A 19,401-nucleotide genomic window follows, 5' to 3' on the forward strand; every position below is an offset into this window, starting at 1 on the left:
GAACGGGTGCCAGTTGTCCGTAAGAACTCGCGGATATTCGTTTCACGGCCCCCTCGGCGGTATGCCACAGTCGCCCGGTGAAGACGTCGCGAGGTGATCTGCTGCGCTGGCAGTTCGAGCTGACCTGGTCGTTGTTCGAGTACCACCTGGAACGGCTCGTTCCCGGAGACTTCCTGTGGGAGCCCGCGCCGCACTGCTGGAACGTACGGCCCGCGGCCGGCGGCTCGTGGGTGCCGGACTGGGCGGATACCGAGCCCGATCCCGTTCCCGTGCCGACGATCGCCTGGCTGACCTGGCACATCGGCTGGTGGTGGAGCACGGCCATCGATCATGCCGAGGGAAGGCCGCCGCGGGACCGCACCGAGGTCGCCTGGCCGGGCGAGGACGCCGCCGTCGAGTGGCTGCGCGGCCTCCGCGAGGACTGGCTGGCCGTGCTCGACCGCCTCAACGATGCCGACCTCGACGCCACCGCCCCGTTCCCCTGGCCGAACGATCCCGACCACACGATCGCCCACCTGCTGGCCTGGGTGAACGCCGAGCTCATGAAGAACGCGGCCGAGATCGGGACCCTCCGCCTCCAGCGCGCCGCCGCCCGCTGAGGACGGGGGATTCGCCGCGGCCTCGGCGGCGGATCGCGGCCGACTGGCCGGCCGGCCGACTGGGGATTCACCGCGGATCTGGCGGGCAGGGACCTTCGGGAGAACGCTCGAAGGAGGCCTCGATCATGGTGAAGGCCGAGAAGTCCGCAGGTCAGACAGGCCTGCTCGGGATCTACCTGAACGATCACCTGGCGGGCGCCACGGGCGGGGTCGAGCTGGCGCGCCGGGTCGCCGGTGCCAAGCGGAACGAGCCGGACGGCGAGGTGCTGCGGGGGCTGGCACGGGAGATCGCCGAAGATCGTGACGCGCTGCTGGAAATCATGGACGCGCTCGGCGTTCCGGTCCGGCGCTACAAGGTCATAGGGGCCTGGGCGGCCGAGAAGGCCGGGCGGCTGAAGCTCAACGGCAGGATCGTCGGACGGTCGCCGCTGAGCGACCTCGTCGAACTTGAGATGCTGCGGCTCGGCGTCGAGGGCAAGTCCGCCCTGTGGGGCACGCTGCGGACGATGACCGACCCCGCGCTGGACGGACGGCGGCTGGACGGCCTGTTCTCGCGGGCGCGTCGCCAGTCCGCGATGCTCGACGACCTCCGCCTGCGCGCCGCCTCCGAAGCGTTGCGATAACTCGGGGAAGGAAGATCGTCATGCGGATCGTGGTCATCGGAGCCACCGGCAACATCGGGACGAGCACCATACGGGCCCTCAGCGGGGACCCGCGGGTGACGTCGATCAGCGGGCTGGCGCGCCGGATGCCGGACTGGAAGGCGGACAAGACCGACTGGGCCGTGGCCGACGTACGGAAGACGGATCTGGTCCCGCTGCTGCGTGGTGCGGACGTGGTCGTTCATCTGGCGTGGCTGTTCCAGCCGACGCACGACCCGATCGTGACGTGGCGCAGCAACGTGCTGGGTAGCGAACGGGTGTTGCGGGCCGTGGCCGAGGCAGGCGTCCCGGCGCTCGTCTACTCGTCCTCCGTCGGGGCCTACTCGCCGGGGCCCAAAGACCGCGCGGTGGACGAATCCTGGCCGACGCACAGCTGGCCTACGGCGGCGTACGGACGGGAGAAGGCGTACGTCGAGCGCCTGCTGGACATCTTCGAGAAGGAGCACCCCGAGTGCAGGGTCGTTCGCCTGCGGCCAGGGTTCTGTTTCAAGCACGAGGCGGCTCCCGAACAGCGGCGGCTGTTCGCCGGTCCTCTCGTACCCGGGCGACTGGCCCGGCCAGGGCTGATCCCGTTCGTGCCCGACCTGCCCGGCCTGCGCTTCCAGGTGCTGCACTCGGCCGACGCGGGCGAGGCCTTCCACCTCGCGGCCACCAGCGACGTGCGCGGGCCGTTCAACATCGCGGCCGAACCGGTCATCGACGCCGCCGAACTGGCCGACCTGTTCGGCGCCCGCAAGGTGCGCATCCCCGTCCAGGCCGCCCGCGCCGCCCTCACCACGGCCTGGTCGCTGCACCTCGTCCCGGCGTCGCCCCAGCTGTTCGACCTGGCCCTGCGAGTGCCGATCATGGACACCGCCCGGGCGCGAGGCGAACTCGGCTGGACGCCGGAGCACACCGGACGTGAGGCGCTCCAAGAGTTCATGAACGGCCTACGAACCCCCGAGGGCATGGACACACCACCGCTGTCGCCCACAGCAGGCGGCCCAGCCCGACTCCGAGAGTTCGTAACAGGAGTAGGCCGCAAGCCCTGAAAAGGCATCGCCCTCGCTGACGCTCGGACAGCCTCATTGGGGCTCCGCCCCAAACCCCTGTGGGGGCTCCGCCCCCACACCCCCGACCCCTTCCGTTCCACGCCTAAGGGCAGCGGAGACCCAAGGCGTCAACCACGCGGCGAGTTCACCGGCGGCCTCCTCGACATTCGTGAAGGGAGCGAGATGGACCCCTGAAGACGTCACGTACCACCAGCCATGGAGCTCCCGCACCACAGTGACGCTTTCCCCGATGTGGGGCGCCTGCTCCGCTGCTTCCGCTCGCCCTCGGGGACTAAGGAGGGCCTCCGGTCCTACGACCTCAAAGGTCCAGTTCGCCAGCCTTGATCCGGCCGGCGAGCGCGCGCAGTTCCGCTCGGTCCAGCTCCAACCGAGGTCGGCCAGGCGCTTTGGAGTCACGTACGCCGATGACCAGTCCAAGGTCAGCAACTTCAACGCAGTGACCTTCCCTGGTGTAGGTCGATTTCCTCCAGACCACCCCACCTGGCGATCCGCCCCCTCCGCCCCTCTCAATGCCCATCCATGGACGGTAGTCCTGCATCTCAACTCTTGACCAGTTCGCTGGCACGGGTGATTGTCGAGCGTGGGGCGCCTCTCTTTGCCTCACTCTGACCGACGGAGGTCATCATGGCGCTACGGTTGCTGGCGATCGATCCCAATACTCAGGGCGGGAACTGCCTCGCAGTGATCATGGACGAGCAGACCGGCGATGTCCTGTTCCAGGGCTGGACGGAGACCGATCCGGCGACGCTCGAAGAGGCCGCGCAGCACAGCCCGCTTGCGCCGCACGAGACGCTGGTGAGGTTCCCGGCCCGAATGAGGAAGCTCATCCTGGAGGCGCTCAGTGACCGCGATACCGGCACTTGATGAGCTGGACCCCGAGGATTTCGCAGTTCTGTTCGCCACTGCACGACGAACAGCGGTCCACCTGGAACTTCGGGACGCCTACACCCCGAACGACCCGCTGTTTCTGCGCTGGCTGGCCGGCAAGGTGGGACCCGAGGACATCGCCGCCGACGAGCGTCAATGGGCAGAGCTGATTCGAGCCACAGTGGCTCGGGGAGTGACAGTGCGCCGCCTTCGCGTCGTATCCGAGCCCTTGGCGCCCTTCACAAGGTTCGAGTACGACGGCGCTGGCGCACTCAACGAGGCAGCCGGCGAGCAGGTCCGTTGGCTCCCTCGCAGACGTGCATCCGACCTGTGCCTTCCGGGCAACGACTTCTGGCTGCTGGACGACCGACTGGTGCGATTCGGCTACTTCTCAGGCATCGGCGACTACCTCGGTGCGGAGCTGACTACAGAGCCCTCGGTGGCGAAGCACTGCTCAACATCCTTCGAAGCGGCCTGGGATCGAGCGATCCCGCACGCGGAGTACGAGCCGAAATAGCCGCCGTGACTTCCGGCGCACACTGTCACCGTGCCTTCGCCTCAGTACCCAGCCGTCCAGGCGGCTCGTCACGCCCTCGCCGATCGGCTTCGCGAGATCCGTGTCAACGCCGGCGTCAAGTCCAAGTACCTTGCTGAATCCGCTGGTTGGGACCGGTGGAAGGTCGGCAAGATCGAGCACGCTCAGCGCGCTCCGAGTGTTACCGACATCCGCACATGGTGCCGGATCTGCGATGCCGAAGATCAATCTGAGGACCTCGTCGCGGCCCTGCAAGCCGCGGACTCCGCGTACTCAACATGGAAGCGGCTTCAGCGAGGCAAGGGCGGGCTGAGACGCCTTCAAGAGTCACGTCTCGCCCTCTACGAAGGCGCCTCCACGGACTGGACCTACTGCTCGCAGGTGGTTCCGGGCCTCCTTCAAACCAGGGGTTATGTCACCGAGCTGCTGACGCTGGTGTCTCGACGCTCCGGTGGCCCCGACGACGATGTGCCCGGGGCCGTGACGGCTCGCATCGACCGACAGCGCGTTCTCTGGCGGCCTGGCAGGAAGTTCCTGTTCTTGGTCGAAGAAGCAGCTCTGTACTACCGCTTCGGAGGCCCGGAGGTGATGTCAGAGCAGCTCTCACACCTCGCCGACATCACAGCATCAGCAATCCCCTCTGTGGCACTCGGCATCCTTCCGTTCTCGCGTCCCCGCACCCAATGGGTGTTGGAGAACTTCACCGTCTTCGACGGCACCAAGGTGGAAGTGGAGATCCTGTCTGCCCTGGTCACCATCACCGTGCCGGGCGAGGTCTCCCTGTACCTGGCCGCGTTCGAGGACCTGTTCCGTTCGGCGGTCTTCGGAGACGAGGCGGGGAGCCTGATTGAGGCGGCCAGGAAAGCCTGCCGCTGAAGTTCCTTGCCTCCTTTTGCCTCTCTTCTGGTCTCCGGCGAACTCGCGGCCTAGCTTCCAGTCATGAGCTTCGACAAGCCCCGCGAAGCGGATCACAGCCGAGGGGAGCACCAAGTGCGCGGAGAAGCCGCGCCTGAAGGCCCAGGAGGAGCCTTGCACTCCTTGATCGCGAGTCCGATGGGCGATGCGTACGCGGTACTGCGCCCAGGTTCTAAGAAATCACTTCAAATCGGGCCCACTCGCTTTGCCGAACTGTGCGGCCAAGGTGAGTGCCCGTCCTGGCTCGTTCACGCGGGCGACCGAGCGTGGGGGCTGGACCTGGCCGGGACGGAGCTGGAGGACGTCGTCCTCGTCCGTAAGCCCTCGCCGTTCGGGTTCGTCCGGGCGACGCACGAGGTCAATCTCGGCTGCAACTATGACTGCGAGCACTGCTATCTCGGCCTCAAGAAGTTCGAGGGCATGCCCTGGGAGAGCCGGGAGAAGGCTCTGCGTGTCCTGCACGAGGCCGGCGTCCTATGGCTTCAGCTCACAGGCGGCGAACCCCTGGTAGACCGCTTCTTCCCCGGGGTCTATAGGCGGGCCTTCGAGCTGGGAATGATGATCTCGATCCTTTCGAACGGCTCCCGCCTGCACGCCGCCCCGATCCTCGACCTGCTCACCGAGCACCGCCCGCATAGCATCACCGTCAGCGTGTACGGCGCGACCCAGGAAAGCTACGACGCGCTGACCCGGAGGCCAGGCGCGTTCAAGGGGTTCATCAAGGGCGTCCACGCAGCCGTGGAAGCACAGCTCCCCCTGACGTTCAGCCTGATCGTCACCCACCACAACGCGAACGAGCTGGATGCGATGAAGGCTCTGGCCGACCGGCTTAGGGTGCCCTACGACGTGTACTCCAACATGTCACCCACGATTCACGGGACCGGCGAGACCCTGCCGTCGCAGAGCGTGGAGCATCTGCGCAAGCGTAAGCCGTTCACCGGCTGCAACGCCGGCCACACCTTCTTCCACGTGGACCCGTTCGGCAAGGCGTCCATCTGCAAGATCGGTCGTGACCCGAACGTGGACCTGCTCACCGAGGGCGTCGAAGGACTACGCCGCCTGAACGAGATCGCCGATGGACTCCTTCTGCGGCAAGGCGGCTGTTCAGGGTGCTCGCTCCAGGGCACCTGCGGCACCTGTATGCCTCTGGTCCAGCTCTACCGCAAGGCACAAGCCCCGCTGGTCACCTACTGCCAGCACGGACGCCCCAGAGAGGAGGTACCAGCCACATGACCGCCGTCGACATCGAGATCCGTCCTCGTCGCCTGGACGAGGACGAGATCCGGATCATCGAGGACGTGGACGACCTGCTGGACGCCGACAAGTGTTCCTGCGCCGCCGGTGATGACCAGCCCTACTAGTTCCAACGATCGCCAGGACCGTCCCCGTACGGTAGGGGGCGGTCCTTGCTGCGAGGGGAGAAGGGTCAATGGCGCTATCGCGCGTTGACTGGGAAGCCCTACCGGAGCTAGTCCGGTGGGAGGTAGAGAAGGAGACCGGCACCGTTTACACGGCCGAGACCGTCTCCGAAGGACTGAACTCGGCGGTTGCGGTCATCTTGCGTACCGAGTCCGGCGCGGTGTTCATGAAGGGGCTTCGTAAGGACTACCCGCGCCGCTGGACACAGGACATGGAGGCCAGCATCAACCGCGCCGTCCGCCACTTCTCGGCACGGCTGCTCTGGCGTCTGCGCAGCGAAGACTGGGACCTGCTCGGCTTCGAGGTGGTCGACGGGCGGCACGCCGACTACAGTCCCGGCTCCTCGGATCTGGCGGCCGTGGCCGACACCATGTCCGAGTTGGGAAAGGTCCCCTCCCCGGACGTTCAGATCAAGCTCGCCGAAGACCGCTGGCGCAAGTACGTCACGGTTCCGGAAGACGTACTCCTGCTTCAGGGCGACCGGCTGCTGCACACCGACTGGAACAACGTCAACGTGCTGATGTCTCGTGGTCGGGCCTACCTGATCGACTGGGCATGGCCAACGTCCGGTGCTGGCTGGATTGACCCGGCCTGCTGGATTACCCGCCTGATGGCTGTCGGCCACACCGCCGATAGCGCCGAGGGCGTCGTCAGAAACGTACCTGCGTGGCAGGCCGCACCGCCGGAGGGGCTTCGCGTCTTCGCCAGCGCCAACGCCAGGGTGTGGAAGGAGATCGCAGACGCGTCTTCCGCGTCGTGGACTCTGGCCATGGCTCAGGCGGCGGAGGCTTGGTGTCGGCACCGGACCGCAGAATGAGACGTCTCTTCCCCTGAGAAGGCACCGCCTTCGCGGACGCTCGGTCAGCCTCATTGGGGCTCCGCCGCCCCCACACCCCCGACCCCATCCGTTCCATGTCCAAGCGCAGCGGAGACCCAAGGCGCCAACCACGCCGCCAGTTCACCGGCGGCCTCCTCGACATTCGTGCAGGGAGCGAGATGGACCCCTGAAGACGTCACGTACCACCAGCCATGGAGCTCCCGGACCACAGTGACGCTTTCCCCGATGTGGGGCGCCTGCTCCGCGTACACCTGCAACAAGCGCGGGACGTCGTCGTACCGGCGCTTGGTGGCCCAGCCCTCGCGATGGAGGGCACGCCGCAACGCGTCCAGCCGCCGCCGCAGCCGCCACGTCTCCCAGGCGGAGAGCGGGGGCGCCGCAGGCACGTACACCACCCGCGCCATCACCACGCCGCCGAACGGAGCCGGGCCTCCGCCCGGACACGCTGCTCGACGAGCGCGGTCCGCAACGCGGCCGCGTCGTCCTCGATGACCGTCGGATCGACTCCCGCCGCCGGGTCGTGCAGCGTCGCGCACCACGAGCCGAGCAACCCGTCCCAGCGGACGGACCGGAAGATCCGATGCCCCGGGAAGTCTGCCCGCAGCCGCATCAAGTCTTGATCGTCGGGGTGAATGCGCGTGTTCGTCACGGCGGAACCTTCGTGTGTGAGAGACCTGTCCGATGTCGCCACCACTGTCACAGGCGGCGACTACTCTCTGGAAGTGACCGATCACAACCACGATCGAACCCCCGCGAAGATCCACCGAACCCCAGTCCGGGTACGACTTTCGGGAGCCCCCATGCCCGCTCGTTCGGAGGCCTACGACAACCCAGCCGTCGTCACGTTCGCCAAGGAACTGCAGGCGTGGCGGGAGCAGGCCGGTCTCAACAAGTCCGAGCTCGCCGAAGCCCTCGGCTACACCGACTCCTACGTCGGCCAGATCGAGCACTGCAAGAACACCCCGTCAGAGACGGTCGCTCAGGACGTGGACACCTACTTCAAGACGAACGGCCTCTTCCACCGCCTCTGGAAGCGCATCATCGACACCCGACAAGCCGCAGCCTTGCCGCCTGGCTTCGCTGAGTACGTCATCCGAGAGCGGGAGGCCTCGCACATCCGTGTCTTCGGCGCGCTGCTGTTCAGCGGGCTATTCCAGACCGAGGCCTACACTCGCGCCGTTCTGGGAGGCACCGGTGGCAGCAATGTGGAAGACCTCGTCGCTGCGCGCATGGAACGCCAAGCGATCCTCACTAGCGATAACCCGCCACAGGTCATACATACGGTCGACGAACGCGTCTTGCGCTACGTCATCGGCGACAAGAGCGTCCAGAAAGAGCAACTGCTTCATCTTCTCGAGATGAGCGAGCGCCCGAACATCACTATTGATGTCGTCCCTGATGGGCGGGGTTACTACCCAGGCCTGACAGGAAGCTTCACGGTCCTCGGATTCGAGGACGGATCACATGCGGTCTATACGGAAGCCGCAGGAGCAGGGATGCTCATCGAACAAGGACAACGTGTCGGGACATACCTCGTACGGTATGACTTGATCAGAGGTCATGCGTACCCCATCGAGGAGTCCCGAGCACTGATCAGAGCTGTGATGGAGGAGCTATGAGCAAGATGGATCAATGGCGGAAGAGTAGCTACAGCGGCCACGAGGGCGGCGAATGCGTTGAGATCGCCAACCTCCACGCCGCCGTGGGCGTTCGAGACTCCAAGGCTCCCGAGGCCGGACACCTGACCTTGTCGGCGACGGGCTTCGCCGACCTCATCGCCCGAGTGAAGCGGTCAGAACTCGACCTCTGAACAGCCCGAAGACAGCTGCGTCCGTTGATCGAAAGGATCTCGGAGGGTCCATGGAACAGCGAAAGCCATCAACGACGCCGTGGCGCAAGAGCACGCACAGCGGGGGCAGCGGCGGTCAGTGCGTTGAGGTCGCGGATCTCGCTCTCGTTCATGGGTGGCGGAAGAGCAGCCGCAGCGCTCATCAGGGTGGTGAGTGTGTTGAGGTCGCTGAGCTTCGCGCTGGGGTGGGTGTGCGGGATTCCAAGGCTCCTGATGGCGGGCATCTGGCGTTGTCGGTGGCGGCTTTTGGGGAACTCGTCGCTCGGGTGAAGCGGTCGGAGCTGGATCTGTGATCAGCAGGCGTGCTGGAGCTGTCGGCTTGGGCGCCGATTTATGACCGACGTGCTGCGGCTTCGGCCAGTTGCGTGGGGCGGCGATGCCACGTGACGGGTCGTGCGGGCGGCGGCAGATCTAGTTGAGCGTGGTGAACGCCTTGGCGGGGACGCAGACGGTCACGGCTTCTCGGCCGGCGATGGCCTCGGCGGCACGTCGTGACCTGGTGAAGATCTTGTGGGGCTGGGCGGCTCGCGGGCGACATCGATGGTGGGCTGTGAGCTGGGCTCGCGCTTGCTGTTAGCTTGATCGCCTAGCGAAGGGCGATGGATGGTAGCTGGCACGTTTCGTATTGGTGAGCGCAGTGTTGGGCGGCTTGGGTTCGGGGCGATGCACCTGCCCACGGAAGCCGGGCTTAGGGACGGCGCCATCGCGGTGGCGCGGCGGGCGGTGGAGCTGGGCGTCACGCTGATCGACACCGCGCATCTGTATGGGTGGGGAGCCAACGAGGAGCTTCTGGCGGAGGCTCTCTATCCGTATCCGGACGAGTTGCTGATCGCGACCAAGGTGGGGGTCGCGCCGCCGGCGGCGGGGCGGGAGGCGGCGCTTTGCGGGCGGCCCGATTTTCTGCGGGAGCAGGTCGAGGAGGGCTTGCGGCGGCTTCGAATGGAACGGCTCGAACTGCTCCAGCTGCATCGGGTCGATCCGGAGGTGCCGCTCGCCGACCAGGTGGGGACGCTGGGCGAGCTCCAGGCCGAGGGCAAGATCGGCCACATCGGGCTGTCGGAGGTCTCGGTCGCGCAACTGGACGAGGCGCGGCAGATCGTTGACGTGGTGAGCGTCCAAAATCGGTACAGCATGCTCGACCGCGAGCATGAACCCGTGCTGGACGCCTGTGATGCGGCGGGGATCGCCTTTCTGCCCTGGCGTCCTGTGCATCCTGCGGTGGCCGGGGCGACGCCTGAGATCGCGAGTGTCGCTGAAGAGCTCGGCGCCACTCCGGCCCAGGTCTCGCTGGCCTGGCTGCTCCATCGTTCGCCGGTCGTGCTGCCGATCCCGGGCACGGGGTCGATCGTTCACCTGGAAGAGAACGTGGCCGCGGCCGACCTCCAGTTGTCTGACCATCAGTTCCGTCGCCTCTGAGGCCCGCGTCCTCAGGTCCAAGCCGTCGAGTCACCTCCGCGGATCGCGCGCCATGGCCGTGCTCACGAGCTTGCTCAGTGGGTGGGCCTGCGGCGTTCGTGCTGGAGAGCGTCGGCAGGACGGTGGTTACTCGCGAACGGCTTTGAGGTCCATATCGAGGGAGAACGGCAAAGTGACGGTGATCCGGTCGTGGTGGACGCCGGTCGCGATGTATCCGCCAGTGGCGTCGTCCAGCTCATATGTGTAGATAGCGAACGCAGGTGCGGTGTGATCGGTCTCTACCCGCCAGTAGTGCCGAATCTCCGCGTCTGCGTACAGGCCCGGTTGCACCCGGCGATCCTTGCGTTTGGTGGACGGAGACACCACCTCGACGACCAGAACCACCAGATCGGCGGGGATGGGACGTTCATAGGGGTCGTGCCTGCTCGAATACACGACGATGTCCGGAGCGATCTCCACTGGCTCCATCTCATCGTCATCCAGCAGAACGTCCACGTCAGTGTCGACCTGCAAGGCATCGGGCGCCGCGTCCTCAAGACGGGTCGCCAGACGCCGCGCGATTCGCCGGTGGATCGGACGGGGCCGAGGGTTCACGACCAGTTCGCCGTGGACGAGACCCACGCGTGCTGGGAGATCTTCAGGCAGAGCCTCATAGTCTGCCCGAGTCCATGTGTCACCGGACGGCAACGGAAGGGTCACCGCAGGCATGGCTCGTGGCGCCTCCGGTCGTGGTTGGCACAGGTACTTAATCAACGTACCTTCGGCGCGTTCCTCAAGCCGATCAGCCGCCTGATGACCTCTCCGTTGCCTGGGTGCCGCCTAGGCCCGCAGTGGCGTGTCGAACGCCCAGTAAGATTCCCTTTGTCCTCGTCAGGGGCTTGGGGGGACGGTGCAAAGAAGACGCGCCGAGTTGCATCCGCGTACGGCGCGGGTCATCGCTATCGCGGTGCTCGGGAGCTTCGTGAGCGTGTACGCGCTCAGTGCGGTGAGCGGGCCGGGCAAGGCGGCCGCGGTCGTGCCGCTGTCGCTTGCGGTGCTGGGGCTTCAGTTGCGGTACGTGCTGCCGGTGCTCCGCCGGTTCCAGACGTGGCCCGTCATGGTGGTTCAGAGTCTCGCGGTGTACGCGGCGGTGCTCGGCTTCGGGGTCTCGGTCGGGATCATCGGGCTGCTGATCGGGTCGTTGCTGCTCGCGTCGGCCTGGCGGACAGCGGTTCTGGTCGGGCTGACGGTGCCGGTTGTTCATGGGACGCGGGCAGAGTCGGTGCCGGAGCTCCTCGACTTCACGATCACGGCGATGCTGATCGCGCTGGTCGCGTACGGGCTGTCCCGGCTGACCGACCGGATCGACGAGGTGCATGCCGCGCGGGTCACGCTGGCGCTGGCGGCGGTCGAGGAGGAGCGGCTGCGGATGGCGGCCGAGCTCAACGAGAGCGTCGGCCGCGGGCTGGACACGATCGCCGCAGCGCGGGCAGATGATCTCCAGGACGTGCTCGCGGTGGCCCGGCGGTCGCTGGCCACCGCCCGGTCCGCCGCAGCCGATCTGCGCAGCCTGTCGCTGACGCCCGAGATCTCGGCGGCGCGGGGGCTGCTGTCGGCGGCGGAGATCGAGGTGACGGTACGGGCCGGGCACGAGGAGCCGCTCGGGCAGGCGGGCGCCCTGCTGGCCACCGTGCTGCGGGAGGCCGTCACCGACGTCGTACGGCAGGGAACGGCGCGGCACTGCACCATCGAGACCAGCGAGGACGAGGGGCTCGTCGTTCTGCGGGTCACGAACGACGGGGTGCCCACGGCCGCCCTCGGCACCGAGGCGCTCGCCCCGCTGGCCGAGCAGGTCGAAGCGGTCGGCGGCCACCTGCGTACCGGATTGGGGCCTGACGGCCGTTTCACCGTCGAGGCCGCTATCGCCGCCGTGCCCGCGCCCGTCAACCGGGCGAGCCGGGAACACCGGCTAGCCGTGGCATTGCTCGCCGTGGTGCTCGCGGGGTTCTGCGCCAAGGCGTTCCTTCTGCTGACGAACCCGTGGGCGCTGGTGGCGGCGGTGCCCTGCCTAACGGCCATCGTGCTTCTCCAGTTGCACTGGACCCGGCCGCGCGGGAAGTACTGGGTCTGGCTGCTGCTCCTACAGGCCGTGCTGAGTTTTGTGCCGCTGGTGTGGTTCGGGAAGGCGTGGGGCGGAACGCCTGGATTTCTGGTCGGCGCGCTGCTGGTGACGCTGCCTGCGGCTTTGGCCTGGCCGCTGACCGGTGTTGTGATGGCGAGCATGGGCGTGATCGCTTGGCGGCTTGGCGAGAGCACGCCCGTGATCGTGAATTCGGTGGTGAGCGTGCTGGTGACCGGGCTCGTGGTGTACGGGCTGGTCCGGCTCGCGCAGCTGGCCGACGAACTGCGGGCGGCCGGTGCCGGGGTCGCGCGTGCCGCCGTTGTGCAGGAACGGTTGCGGGCAGCGCGTGACCTGCACGACCTGCTCGGGCATAGCCTCGCGGCGATCCTGCTCAAGGGCGAGCTGGCCCGCAGGCTGCTGGACGTCGACCAGGACCGGGCCCGGGCCGAGCTCGCCGACGTGGTCGAGATGGCCGTACGGGCCCGCGCCGACATGGCGACGGTGGCCGGGGCCGCCCCGCGCCTGGAGCTCGCGGCGGAGCTGGAGTCGGCGCGTTCCGTGCTCGGCGCGGCGGGCATCGAGGTGCGGGTCCGCCGGGAGGGCGACCCGCCGACCGCCGCCGAGGGCGTGCTGAGCGCGGTCCTAAGGGAGGCCGTCACCAACGTGCTCCGGCACAGCGCGGCCCGCCACTGCGAGATCACGATCGATGAGGATCGGCTGGTCGTGGAGAACGACGGCAGCCCGTCGGAAGTCACGCCGCCCGGCTCGGGGATCGGCAACCTCACCGTCCGGCTGGGGGCTCTCGGCGGGCGGCTCGACGCGCGGCTCATGGGCGACGGGCGGTTCCGGGTCACAGCGACGCTGGACCCCGTCATGGCCGCACCCATGACGACGTCATAGGTGATCGGTGATCGCATCTCTGTTGACCGAAGCCGCAGGTCAGCAGAGTTGAAGGCATGAGCGAAGCAGTAGAGATGAACGCCGTGAGCAAGGTCTACGGCAAGGGGAAGAGCGCGGTGGCGGCCCTGCGGGAGGTGTCGGTCACGCTCCCCAAGGGGGGCTTCACCGCCGTGATGGGGCCTTCGGGATCGGGCAAGAGCACCTTCCTGCACTGCGCGGCCGGCTTGGACAAGCCCACCTCGGGGACCGTACGGCTGGGCGGCACGGACCTGTCCGGGATGAACGAGACGAAGCTGACGGAGTTGCGGCGCGAGCGGGTCGGTTTCGTGTTCCAGGCGTTCAACCTCGTGCCTTCGCTGACGGTCGAGCAGAACGTGACGTTGCCGCTGCGGCTGTCGCGCGGCCGTACGGACAAGGCGTGGCTGAACGAGACGCTGGAGCGGGTCGGGCTCGGTGGACGTACGTCGCATCGGCCCGCCGAGCTTTCGGGCGGGCAGCAGCAGCGGGTGGCGATCGCCCGGGCGTTGATCACCAGGCCGGAGGTGGTCTTCGGTGACGAGCCGACCGGGGCGCTGGACACCATGACCGCCCGCGACGTGCTGACCTTGCTGCGCGAGACCGTGGACACCCTCGGCCAGACGGTCGTCATGGTCACCCACGACCCGGTCGCCGCCTCGTACGCCGACACCGTGCTGTTCCTGGCGGACGGCCGCGTCGTCGACTCGATGACCGCTCCGGCCGCGGGCGCCGTGGCCGAGCGCATGACGCGGCTGGGGGCGTACGTCTGATGTTCTCCCTCGCACTGAGCACCCTGCGGCACCGCCGCGCCGCGTTCGCCGGCGCCTTCGTCGCGCTCTTCTGCGCCGCCGCGCTCGTCACGGCCTGCGGCATGCTGATGGACACCGGCCTGCGGGGCAAGGTGGCGCCGAAACGGTACGCGGGCGCCCCGGTCGTCGTCGCCGGAGACCCCCAGTCGCACTTCCTCAAGGACAAGGGCGAAGGGGAGTTCAAGCGCAAGTCCAAGCCGAACACCGCCCGCGCCTGGATTCCCGAAGCCACGGCCGCACGCCTGCGCGCCCTGCCCGGCGTCCGCTCGGTCGTCACCGAGGTCACCTTCCCCGTCGTGGTCTCCGGCGGAGGGGCCGTCGATGGGCACGGCTGGGAGTCGGCCGCGCTGACCCCGTTCACGCTCAAGGCGGGTCGCGCACCGGCGGCCACCGACGAGATCGTGGTGGACGCGGCGTCGGGACGGTCCGTCGGCGCGAAGGTGAACGTGCTGACGTCCCTCGGCGCCGGGACCTATCGCGTCGTCGGCGTCACCGCCCAGCGCCTCGACAACCAGACCGTGATGTTCTTCGCCACCGCCGAGGCGCGCCGTCTCGCCGCCCGTCCGGGGCAGGTCAACGCGATCGGCGTCTGGCCCGCGAACGCGGATGCCATCGGGACCACCGCCGCGGCCGTACGGGACGCGATGCGGGAGACCACGGCCGGGGCCAGCGTGCAGACCGGCAAGGGCCGCGGGCGGGTCGAGTTCCTCGGCAGCGACAGCGGACGCGTGAAGCTCATCAGCATGGGCGCCGCCCTCGGTGGCACCTCGCTCATCGTGGCGTTGCTCGCCGTCGTCGGCACGTTCGGCCTGGCGATCCAGCAGCGGGAACGTGAGCTGGCCCTGCTGCGCGCCATCGCCGCCACGCCCCGCCAGCTCCGCCGGCTGATCGGCAGGGAGGCGCTGCTGGTCGGGCTGGGCGCGACGATCCCCGGTGCGGTGGCGGGGTTGTTCCTCGGTTCCCGGCTGCACGCCGCGTTCGCCGATCTCGACGCCATCCCGGCCAACCTGCCGCTCGTGGTGGGCCCGTTCGCGCCGATCGTGGCCGTCACGGTGACGGTGGCCGCCGCCTGGCTCGCCGCGCGCATCTCGGCCCGTCGGGTCGCCCGCCTGCGCCCGGTCGAGGCGCTGGGCGAGGCCGCGCTGGCTCCCGCGCGCATGCCCTGGCTGAGGATCGTCGCCGGAACGGTCGTGCTCGCGGGCGCCGTCGTGCTGACCATCGTGCTGCGGTCGGTCCACACCGAGGCGGGCTCCGGCCCGCTGACCCCGGTCACGGCGCTGCTGTACGCGACCTCGGTCGGCCTGTTGGGGCCGGTCCTGGCCCGCGCCGCGGTCGGGCTGGTCGCGCTGCCACTGCGCGTCTCGGGCGGCATCGGCGGGCTCGCCGCCGCCAACCTGCGCACGGGTGCGCGCCGTCTCGCGGCCGTGATCACCCCGCTCACCTTGATGATCGCACTGGCCTCGACCTTGCTGTTCGCGCAGACCACCGTCGAGGGCGCGGCGGATTCCCAGGCCGAGGCGGGCAACGTGGCCGACTTCGTCCTCGGCCCGGCCGTCCCGTCCCCGGCTGCGGAGGCTGTACGTCGCGTGCACGGCGTACGAGCCGTCACCGAGGTCTTGCACAGCCGGGTGCGTTCCGCCAACAGTCCCTACAGCGTCCAGGGCGTCACTCCTGCCGGACTCACCCACACCATGGACCTGGACGTGCGTTCGGGTTCGCTGGATGCGTTCGGCGACGGCACCATGGCCGTACGAGAGAGCCTGGGCATCAAGGTCGGCGACCGGAAGTCGTTCTCGATGGCCGACGGCACACCCGTCACCTTGCGCGTGGTCGCCGTCTACAAGCGCGGACTGGGCTTCGGAGACTTCACCCTGCCGCACGCCCTCGTGGCGGCCCATGTGGACGTGCCCATGGGTACCGTCCTGGTGTCGGCGCCGGGCGTGAGCCGGGCCGCGCTGAGCAAGGCCACCGCCGCCTACCCGGGGCTCGGCGTCCAGGAGCGCGCCACCGCGCCGGACAAGGCGAGCGGCGGCACCGCGGTCAACTACCTCTCCCTCGGGCTGATCGTCGCCTTCGCCGCGATCTCGATGGTCAACACCCTCGCCATGGCGATCGCGGGCCGCGTCCGCGAACTCGCGCTGCTCCGGCTGGCGGGCGCGACGCGGCGCCAGGTCCTGCGTACGCTGCGCCTGGAGACCTGGGTCGTGACGCTGATCGCCACCGTGCTCGGCACCGCGATCGCCTTCGTCACGCTCACCGCGTTCAGCGTCGGCATGACCGGCTCGGCCACGCCGCACATCCCGGCCGCGGGCTACGCGGGCATCGTCGGCGGGTCCGCGCTGCTGGCGCTGCTGGCCACCACCGTCCCGGCGCGCGTTGCTTTGCGTTCCGCTCCTGCGGGAGTCATCGCCGCCCGCGAGTGAGATGGACGGGCGCGCAGTAGGTACTACGTGAACGCCTGTACCGGACGCCATGGCACCCTACCGGCCATGGCGTCCGCGTCCGCGCCCGCGTCCGCGCCCGTCCCCGGATCGACGTCGGCGTCCGCGCCCGCCCCGGCGTCCGGCTCGGCGTCCGCGCGGTGCCCGGATCGGCGTCCTTATAGCCAGCCGTTGTCTCTGGCCTGGCGGAAGGCCTCGCCTCTCGTGGCCACGTCGAGCTTCGCGACGGCGCTGGCCAGGTAGTTGCGGACGGTGCCGTTCGACAGATGGGTCCGCTTGGCGATCACTGCGACCGGGGTGTCGTACTCCGCGAGGCGCAGCACCTCCAGTTCCCGCTCGGTCAGCGGGCATTCCGGGGCGGTGAGCGCGTCGGCGGCCAGCGCCGGGTCGACGTAACGGCCGCCCGCGTGCACCCGCCGGATCACGTCGGCGAGCGCTCCGCCCGGCGAACCCTTCGGCAGGAACCCCTTGGCCCCCGCGTCGAGCGCCCGCTTCAGCAGCGGAGGTTTGCGGTGTCCGGTGAGGATCACCACCGCGCACGACGGCAGGGCGTTCGCCAGCTCCGCGCTCACCTCCAGGCCGGTGAGCTCAGGCATGTCCAGGTCGACGACCGCCACGTCCGGGCGATGGGACAACGCCAGCTCCACCGCGCTCCGGCCGTCGCCCGCCTGGGCGACCACGTCCAGGTCCGGTTCGAGCCCGAGGAGGGCGGCCAGCGCGGTCCGGATCAGCTCCTCGTCGTCGGCCAGCAACACCTTGATCATGGTTGCACCGCTCGCACCGGCAGCACGGCCCGCAGCGTGAACAGGCCGTCCACGGCCTCGGTGCTCAGCCCGCCGCCGCCCTCAGCCAGACGTTCGGCCAGCCCGTGCAGCCCCGAGCTGTGCCGGTCGGGCTCCGACGCCCCGGCCCCGTCGTTCGTCACGGTCACCCGCACCTCGCCTTCCCGCTGGACGATCTCGATGTCACACCAAGCCGCCCGGCTGTGCCGGAGCACGTTCGTGCTCGCCTCCCGCAATACGGGGACGAGCCGCGCGGCGACCTCGGGCGGCACGTCCTCCTCCGGAGACGTGACGGTACAGCGCACCCCGGACGACTCGAACACCTGGCGCGTGGCGTCGAGCTGGGCGCGCAGGTCGACCTCGCGGTAACCGTGCACGGTCCGCCGCAGGTCGTCGAGCGCGGACGCGGCGAGGCGGCGCAGTTCGGCGACCTCCTGCGCGGCGCGTTCGGGCGAGACCGGGCCCAGGCGCTCGGCCAGCTCGGCCTTCAGCGCCAGCACCGACAGGTCATGCCCGAGGAGGTCGTGCACGTCCCGCGCGAAGCGGAGCCGTTCCTCGGCGGCGGCCAGCCTGGCCTGTGCCGCGCGTCCGGCCTCGGCCTCCAGCAGGAGGTTCCACAACCACACGTGCAGTCCCGCGCCGAGGATCAGCGTCACGCCGACGCTCAGGGCGAGCACCACCTGATGGACGACGTCCCCGCCGGTCGACCATGCCACCCCGGCCACGGTCGCCAGCGCCGCGGCCATGACCGGTACAGCGAGCCGACGGCCCGCGAGCAGCGGCGCGGTGGCGATGACGGCGGCCCCGATCCAGGCCCAGGTCTCCCAGTCCTTGCCGAGCGGACCGGCCAGCGGAACGGTCAGCACGGCGGTGACTCCGAAGGCCACGGCGAAACGACGATGCAAGGGCTTCGACAATGACGGCGTAACGGCCGAGTAGAGCACGCACGCCTGTGCCGTCGTGAACGCCCCGATGGAGACAAGCCCGGCCGCGATACGGGCGGTGTTGGGCTCGCTCAGCGCACCGAGAGCCGGCATAGCCAGAGTGGTGGCCACGCCCATGCCCAGCATGGCCAACGTAGCCATCCTGGCCGTGCGCATCCGGGGGTCGGGCACATCGGCGATTGTATGGACGCACGGCCAGACCATGCGATCCGCACGGGCGGCCGATGACGATCCGCATCTGTGGCTTGTGCCGCCCTCACCGGACTCTGAAGCCATGACGATGACGACGCAGATTCAGCAGCAGGACTCCCCGAGACCCTGGGCCTCACGTTCGCCGCGCCGCGGTCTGTTCCGCTTCACCGGGCACTACGTCGAGATGGTCATCGCGATGATCATCGGTGAGGCGCTCTTCGCCGGCGTCTGGCGCGCCGGTTCGGTGCTCCTCGGCGAGCCCGCCTTCCTGGCCCGTCCCGACGTGGACTCCCTCGTGATGGCCACGAACATGAGCCTCGGCATGGCGATCTGGATGCGCGTGCGCGGTCACGCATGGCCCGGCATCGCCGAGATGTGCGCCGCGATGTACGTGCCGTTCGTCGCGCTCTTCCCGTTCCTCTGGACCAGCACCCTCTCCGCCTCGGACTTCATGATGTGGGGACACATGCTGATGCTGGTGGCGATGCTCGTGGTGATGCTGCGCCGCCGTACGGAGTACGCAGGCTCCCACCACGACCACGCGAAGCCGACGGCCACGACCGCGGCCGTAGCCGCACCGACGGGGACGAAGAGCCGGGTCATGGCCGAGCTCAAGCACCGGTGGCCGACCGGGCTGGCCCTCGTGATGACCGTTGATCTGTGGGTCGCGCCGATGGTCCCGCCCGCGTGGACGCTGCTCGTACTGCCCGGCGCGTACCTGCTGATCGGTGCCGTACGCAGGACGCTGACCGGCTCCCGCGAGCTGGCGATCCAGCTGGGCGGCCTGCTCGCCTACCTCGGCCTGGTCGCGGCGGCGATGTCGGTGGACCCGGACCTGACGCCCTACCTGGTGGCGGCCGGGTGGCTGCTGCACGCGGTCTGGGACGTCGTTCACCACCGTGCCGGCAAGGTCGTCCCGCGCGGCTACGCCGAGTGGTGCACCGTGTTCGACCTGGCCATCGGGGCGACGATCATCATCGCCGCCGCCGGGTGAACCCGGAACGGCGTGGACCGGGCTCATTTTGTCGGAGGCGTCCGAGACGATTCTCGTGACGGTGAGCG

22 protein-coding genes are annotated in these 19,401 nt (G+C 68.8%); 17 read left to right on the plus strand and 5 right to left on the minus strand.

The window, feature by feature from the left end:
* The first annotated feature begins 77 nt into the window (after nt 1-77).
* The 3 genes from ABD333_RS24020 (at nt 78) to ABD333_RS24030 (ending at nt 2,292) form a co-directional block, all read left to right on the plus strand.
* The gene (locus tag ABD333_RS24020; protein ID WP_344544317.1) at nt 78-599 is read left to right on the plus strand and encodes a DinB family protein; all 522 of its coding nucleotides are present in this window, start codon (nt 78-80) and stop codon (nt 597-599) included.
* Between the two features lie 125 nt (nt 600-724).
* Complete coding sequence (locus ABD333_RS24025) at nt 725-1,222, plus strand: hypothetical protein (protein ID WP_344544319.1); 498 nt, start codon at nt 725-727, stop codon at nt 1,220-1,222.
* A 20-nt stretch (nt 1,223-1,242) separates the two neighbouring features.
* Nucleotides 1,243-2,292, plus strand: a complete 1,050-nt coding sequence (locus ABD333_RS24030) for an NAD-dependent epimerase/dehydratase family protein (RefSeq protein ID WP_344544321.1) — start codon at nt 1,243-1,245, stop codon at nt 2,290-2,292.
* A 319-nt stretch (nt 2,293-2,611) separates the two neighbouring features.
* Here the strand turns inward: ABD333_RS24030 and ABD333_RS24035 are convergent, their stop codons facing one another.
* Nucleotides 2,612-2,851: a DUF397 domain-containing protein gene (locus ABD333_RS24035; RefSeq protein WP_344544323.1), complete on the minus strand. Its 240-nt coding sequence runs from the start codon at nt 2,849-2,851 to the stop codon at nt 2,612-2,614.
* Nucleotides 2,852-2,937: 86 nt separating this feature from the next.
* On the opposite strand from ABD333_RS24035, the gene ABD333_RS24040 reads away from it, so the two are divergent.
* The 6 genes from ABD333_RS24040 to ABD333_RS24065 all read left to right on the plus strand — a co-directional run bounded on the left by ABD333_RS24040 (nt 2,938) and on the right by ABD333_RS24065 (nt 6,866).
* Complete coding sequence (locus ABD333_RS24040) at nt 2,938-3,177, plus strand: hypothetical protein (RefSeq protein ID WP_344544325.1); 240 nt, start codon at nt 2,938-2,940, stop codon at nt 3,175-3,177.
* Complete coding sequence (locus ABD333_RS24045; RefSeq protein WP_344544327.1) at nt 3,155-3,697, plus strand: DUF6879 family protein; 543 nt, start codon at nt 3,155-3,157, stop codon at nt 3,695-3,697. The genes ABD333_RS24040 and ABD333_RS24045 overlap by 23 nt, the downstream gene beginning before the upstream one ends.
* A gap of 30 nt (nt 3,698-3,727) precedes the next feature.
* The gene (locus ABD333_RS24050) at nt 3,728-4,591 is read left to right on the plus strand and encodes a Scr1 family TA system antitoxin-like transcriptional regulator (protein ID WP_344544329.1); all 864 of its coding nucleotides are present in this window, start codon (nt 3,728-3,730) and stop codon (nt 4,589-4,591) included.
* 177 nt (nt 4,592-4,768) lie between these two features.
* The gene (locus ABD333_RS24055) at nt 4,769-5,863 is read left to right on the plus strand and encodes a radical SAM protein (RefSeq protein WP_344544331.1); all 1,095 of its coding nucleotides are present in this window, start codon (nt 4,769-4,771) and stop codon (nt 5,861-5,863) included.
* The gene (locus ABD333_RS24060) at nt 5,860-5,991 is read left to right on the plus strand and encodes a hypothetical protein (protein ID WP_344544333.1); all 132 of its coding nucleotides are present in this window, start codon (nt 5,860-5,862) and stop codon (nt 5,989-5,991) included. The genes ABD333_RS24055 and ABD333_RS24060 overlap by 4 nt, the downstream gene beginning before the upstream one ends.
* A 68-nt stretch (nt 5,992-6,059) precedes the next feature.
* Complete coding sequence (locus tag ABD333_RS24065) at nt 6,060-6,866, plus strand: hypothetical protein (RefSeq protein WP_344544336.1); 807 nt, start codon at nt 6,060-6,062, stop codon at nt 6,864-6,866.
* A gap of 424 nt (nt 6,867-7,290) precedes the next feature.
* Here ABD333_RS24065 and ABD333_RS24070 read toward each other — a convergent pair whose 3' ends face one another.
* Nucleotides 7,291-7,497 (minus strand): hypothetical protein, encoded by a 207-nt coding sequence (locus ABD333_RS24070; protein ID WP_344544338.1) that lies wholly within the window; start codon nt 7,495-7,497, stop codon nt 7,291-7,293.
* A 22-nt stretch (nt 7,498-7,519) separates the two neighbouring features.
* Here ABD333_RS24070 and ABD333_RS24075 point away from each other — a divergent pair, with 22 nt between their 5' ends.
* The 4 genes from ABD333_RS24075 (at nt 7,520) to ABD333_RS24090 (ending at nt 10,152) form a co-directional block, all read left to right on the plus strand.
* The gene (locus ABD333_RS24075; RefSeq protein WP_344544340.1) at nt 7,520-8,506 is read left to right on the plus strand and encodes a helix-turn-helix domain-containing protein; all 987 of its coding nucleotides are present in this window, start codon (nt 7,520-7,522) and stop codon (nt 8,504-8,506) included.
* On the plus strand, nt 8,503-8,697 hold the full coding sequence (locus tag ABD333_RS24080) for a DUF397 domain-containing protein (RefSeq protein WP_344544342.1): 195 nt from the start codon (nt 8,503-8,505) through the stop codon (nt 8,695-8,697). The genes ABD333_RS24075 and ABD333_RS24080 overlap by 4 nt, the downstream gene beginning before the upstream one ends.
* A 50-nt stretch (nt 8,698-8,747) precedes the next feature.
* Nucleotides 8,748-9,029, plus strand: a complete 282-nt coding sequence (locus ABD333_RS24085) for a DUF397 domain-containing protein (protein ID WP_344544344.1) — start codon at nt 8,748-8,750, stop codon at nt 9,027-9,029.
* Nucleotides 9,030-9,339: 310 nt separating this feature from the next.
* Complete coding sequence (locus ABD333_RS24090; RefSeq protein ID WP_344544346.1) at nt 9,340-10,152, plus strand: aldo/keto reductase; 813 nt, start codon at nt 9,340-9,342, stop codon at nt 10,150-10,152.
* 126 nt (nt 10,153-10,278) lie between these two features.
* Here ABD333_RS24090 and ABD333_RS24095 read toward each other — a convergent pair whose 3' ends face one another.
* The gene (locus ABD333_RS24095) at nt 10,279-10,860 is read right to left on the minus strand and encodes a Uma2 family endonuclease (RefSeq protein WP_344544348.1); all 582 of its coding nucleotides are present in this window, start codon (nt 10,858-10,860) and stop codon (nt 10,279-10,281) included.
* 181 nt (nt 10,861-11,041) lie between these two features.
* On the opposite strand from ABD333_RS24095, the gene ABD333_RS24100 reads away from it, so the two are divergent.
* Genes ABD333_RS24100 through ABD333_RS24110 form a run of 3 tightly spaced genes read left to right on the plus strand, consistent with a single transcriptional unit; the run spans nt 11,042 to nt 16,403 of the window.
* Nucleotides 11,042-13,153 carry a sensor histidine kinase gene (locus ABD333_RS24100; protein WP_344544350.1) on the plus strand — a complete coding sequence of 704 codons (2,112 nt, stop codon included), beginning with the start codon at nt 11,042-11,044 and terminating at the stop codon, nt 13,151-13,153.
* Between the two features lie 56 nt (nt 13,154-13,209).
* Nucleotides 13,210-13,941 (plus strand): ABC transporter ATP-binding protein, encoded by a 732-nt coding sequence (locus ABD333_RS24105; protein WP_344544352.1) that lies wholly within the window; start codon nt 13,210-13,212, stop codon nt 13,939-13,941.
* Nucleotides 13,941-16,403, plus strand: coding sequence for an FtsX-like permease family protein (locus tag ABD333_RS24110; RefSeq protein WP_344544354.1), 2,463 nt, complete (start codon nt 13,941-13,943; stop codon nt 16,401-16,403). Before ABD333_RS24105 ends, ABD333_RS24110 begins: the two co-directional genes overlap by 1 nt.
* A gap of 176 nt (nt 16,404-16,579) precedes the next feature.
* Here the strand turns inward: ABD333_RS24110 and ABD333_RS24115 are convergent, their stop codons facing one another.
* Together ABD333_RS24115 and ABD333_RS24120 are read right to left on the minus strand one after the other, a co-directional pair.
* On the minus strand, nt 16,580-17,185 hold the full coding sequence (locus tag ABD333_RS24115) for a response regulator transcription factor (protein WP_344544356.1): 606 nt from the start codon (nt 17,183-17,185) through the stop codon (nt 16,580-16,582).
* Nucleotides 17,182-18,318, minus strand: coding sequence for a sensor histidine kinase (locus ABD333_RS24120; RefSeq protein WP_344544358.1), 1,137 nt, complete (start codon nt 18,316-18,318; stop codon nt 17,182-17,184). Before ABD333_RS24120 ends, ABD333_RS24115 begins: the two co-directional genes overlap by 4 nt.
* 103 nt (nt 18,319-18,421) lie before the next feature.
* Here ABD333_RS24120 and ABD333_RS24125 point away from each other — a divergent pair, with 103 nt between their 5' ends.
* Nucleotides 18,422-19,333, plus strand: coding sequence for a DUF6010 family protein (locus ABD333_RS24125; protein WP_344544360.1), 912 nt, complete (start codon nt 18,422-18,424; stop codon nt 19,331-19,333).
* The last annotated feature ends 68 nt before the right edge of the window (nt 19,334-19,401 follow it).

Origin of the sequence: Actinomadura fulvescens, from assembly GCF_039533225.1 — a bacterium.
Lineage (GTDB): Bacteria > Actinomycetota > Actinomycetes > Streptosporangiales > Streptosporangiaceae > Spirillospora > Spirillospora fulvescens.